This window comes from Phyllobacterium sp. (assembly GCF_037994425.1).
Taxonomy (GTDB): domain Bacteria; phylum Pseudomonadota; class Alphaproteobacteria; order Rhizobiales; family Rhizobiaceae; genus Phyllobacterium.
On sequence record NZ_JBBNAM010000320.1, the window covers coordinates 1 to 3,285 of the forward strand.

General features: G+C 57.7%; 3 protein-coding genes and 1 pseudogene. All 4 read right to left on the bottom strand.

Annotation, left to right across the window (positions count from 1 at the left end; all coding sequences use genetic code 11):
• Positions 1-498: pseudogene (locus tag AAAB35_RS21325) on the bottom strand (proline/glycine betaine ABC transporter permease); the annotation flags it as partial.
• Positions 495-1,343, bottom strand: coding sequence for an ABC transporter permease subunit (locus tag AAAB35_RS21330; RefSeq protein ID WP_340670277.1), 849 nt, complete (start codon positions 1,341-1,343; stop codon positions 495-497). The gene AAAB35_RS21330 and the pseudogene AAAB35_RS21325, both read right to left, overlap by 4 nt.
• A 15-nt stretch (positions 1,344-1,358) precedes the next feature.
• A complete protein-coding gene (locus AAAB35_RS21335) occupies positions 1,359-2,450 on the bottom strand; it encodes a glycine betaine/L-proline ABC transporter ATP-binding protein (protein WP_340670279.1) in 1,092 nt (363 codons plus the stop codon).
• An 86-nt stretch (positions 2,451-2,536) separates the two neighbouring features.
• Positions 2,537-3,285, bottom strand: a 749-nt coding sequence (locus AAAB35_RS21340) for a glycine betaine ABC transporter substrate-binding protein (protein ID WP_340670281.1), incomplete at its 5' end; no start/stop codon positions are given.

Genomic DNA, 3,285 nt, shown 5'->3' on the forward strand with positions numbered 1-3,285 from the left:
CGGCACACCATAGACGATGGTCGCTATGATGGCGGGGACGCGGCCCAGGCTGAATACCATCACTGCCGGGATCAGGTAGACCCAGGGTGGAACGGTCTGCATGATGTCGAGCACCGGGCGTACTGCGGCTTCGAACTTCCTGTGACGCGATGCAAGAACTCCGAAAGGAAACGCGATGAGCACCGATATGGTCACCGCCACGGTCACAAGGGCCAGCGTCTGCATCGATGCTGTCCAAAAGCCGACCAGCCAGCAAAAGGACAAGGAGAATAACGCGATCAGGGCGACACGAACGCCGATGAAGGCTGCGGCGAGAGCAACGGCGATAGCAATAACCGCATAAGGGGGCAGAAATAACAAGGCTGTTTCAATGCCGCCCAACACGGCTTCGATCAGCCTGGCCAGGCCATCGAAGAATGGGTGGAAATTGGTGTTGAGCCAATCGACGGTTGGAGCCAGGTACTTACCGGGTGATAGCTGGAATGGCTCGGGGTTCATCGGTCTGTCTCCTTCGCACGGTCGACTGCGCTTTGCGTGAGCCGGTCGAGGACCATTGTGAGTATGACAATGGCAATGGCGGCGTTGATCGAAGTGGCGATGTCGAGGGTTCTGATCGAGCCGTAGATCGTCTCACCAAGACCACCCGAGCCAACGATGCCTGCAATGACGACCATGCCGAACGCCATCATGAGGCTTTGGTTGATGCCCGCCATTACGCTCGGAATTGCGAAGGGAAGCCGAATTTTGGTGAACATCTGCCATGGCGTCAGACCGGTTGCCTGCCCCAGTTCGATGAACTCACGCGGTGTCATGCGGATGCCGAGTGACGTCAACCGGATCGCGGGCGGCATCGCGACAATGACGGTCGCGATGAGTGCCGTTGCGGGCCCGTAGCCAAGAAGTGCGATAGCCGGAAGGAGGTAGATGTAAGGCGGAAGCGTCTGGACGAGATCGAGGATAGGCTCGAGAATACCGTCAAGTGTCTTCCAGAAACCTGCAACGACACCGATCGGAATCCCCACGAGCAAGGCAAGCACCGTGGCGGTGATCACCAAGGCAAGTGTGCTAGTGGTTTCCGCCCATAGTCCCATGAACGCACATAAAACAAGGGCAAAGCCTGCCAACGCACCGAACCAAATATTGACCAGGCGCACCCCAAGCGCTGCGGCGATGATCGCAATCACATAGAACGGCGCGAGCTGAAGCAGCCAGAGGATACCGTCATAGGTTCCTTCAAGCACTGCCCGGATGAAGTCGAACAAGCTCTCGCCGTTGTCGCTGATCCAGGCGAGCGCCGTATCCGTCCATTCATCAAAAGTGTCCGTGATAACTGACGTGTCCATGTCCCATCTCCCTTGTCACTCGGCGACGTCTGTCGCGCTGGCAGGAGTTCCGGCGACACCGCGAAGCAGGCCACGCGTCGTCACCACACCGACGATCGCGCCGTTCTCAACGACGGCAACCGCGTCCCGGTTGGACTGCATCGTAAGGTCGATGAGCTCTGCGATGTCAGCTTCGGGCGACGTACGCAGCAGCGACTCAAGATCAGCGTCCGGGTGCGAACGTTTGAATGCGGCGACCGGCTGCATGACTGAATGCGCCCGGATCAGATGAATCTTTGATATGCCGGCCACGAAGTCGGCGACGTAATCGTCCGCGGGCTTGGTGACGATTTCCTCGGCGGTCCCGACCTGAACGATCACGCCGTCCTTCATGATCGCGATCCGATCGCCGATGCGGATCGCCTCTTCAAGGTCATGCGTGATGAACACAGCCGACTTTCCAAGCGACTTCGTCAGTTGCCGGAATTCATCCTGAAGCTGTCGGCGAATAAGCGGATCGAGCGCGCTGAATGGTTCATCCATGAGGATGATTTCAGGGTCGGCCGCCAACGCCCGTGCGAGACCGACGCGTTGCTGCATGCCGCCGGAAAGCTCTTCGGGATAACGCGCTGTCCAGTCGGCAAGACCGACCTTTTCCAGCGCGGCACGCGCAATCTTGTTCCGCTCCTCCTTGGCTATGCCTTGGACTTCCAGACCGAAGGCGGCGTTCTCGAGCACTGTCCGGTGCGGCAGAAGCGCGACGCTTTGGAACACCATACCGATGTTGCGCGCCCGCATGGCGCGAAGTTCGGCGGCATTTAAGGACGCAATGTCTTTGCCCTTCACTGTGATCTTGCCGAAACTTGGCTCGATCAGCCTATTCAAGAGGCGGATCAAGGTCGATTTTCCGCTTCCCGAAAGCCCCATGATGCAGAAAATCTCACCGCGGCGGACCTCAAGGTTTGCGCCTGAAACCCCGACCACGCAGTTGAACTCGTGCAGGACGTCTGACTTGGACAGCCCCCGCTCGGAAATTGCCTTTGCGGCCGCCGACGAGCGAGGACCGAAGATCTTCCAGACAGACTGGCAGTCCACCAGCACTTCATTGACATCAATGTTCTTGTTCATCGCGTTCCCCGCAAGCCGGCTCTCAGCTGATCTGACTGTGGTCGATTGCGGGCCGCCAGGCTATGGCGGCCCGAGCTTCGGTATTACTAGCTCTTGATATTCTCCCAGCGCTTCAGAAGGTCGGCATGGTTGTCGATCCAATCCTTCACAGCCTCATCCATTGTCTTGCCTTCGTTAACGGCGCTGTTGATCGCGGTTATGTCGGCGAGCGGGACGTACACACTGGCAAGAACCTCACGAGCATGCGGATTTTCCTCCGAGAAGCCCTTTTTCCCGATCCAGTAATAGCTCTGGGGTGGAGGAAATACGCCCTTGGGGTCCTTCAAGAATTTCACGTCGTATTTCTGCATCATCCAGGATGGTTCCCAGATAGTGACGGCAATCCATTCCTTGCGGTCGACCGCCGACTTCAGCGCCGCTGTCATGGCGGCGGTGCTGCCTTCCACAAGCTGGAGCTTGAGGTCATAGTCTTTCACGGATTTGCTTGTGTCGCGCATCAGACCGGAGCCGGGTTCAATGCCTACGATCTTGCCGCCAAACTTGTCGGCATTCTCATTCAGCTGGTCCATGGAGTCGATCGTCACATATTTCGGGACTGCAACGCCCTGAAACAGACCGTGGGAGACCGGAGAGATTTTCTCGAGACGCTTCTTATTCTTGTCCCAATAATCCTGAGCGACGTAGTCGGTCTGTGAGGCGAGGATCTGAATGTCGCCCTTTGTCAGCGCAGCGTAGGCAATGCCCCACTCGGAGAACGGCACGACTTTCACTGTGTAGCCGGAGTCTTCCAGTACTTTCTTGGTAATCCCGGTAATGGGTGTGAGGTCCTCCCAGG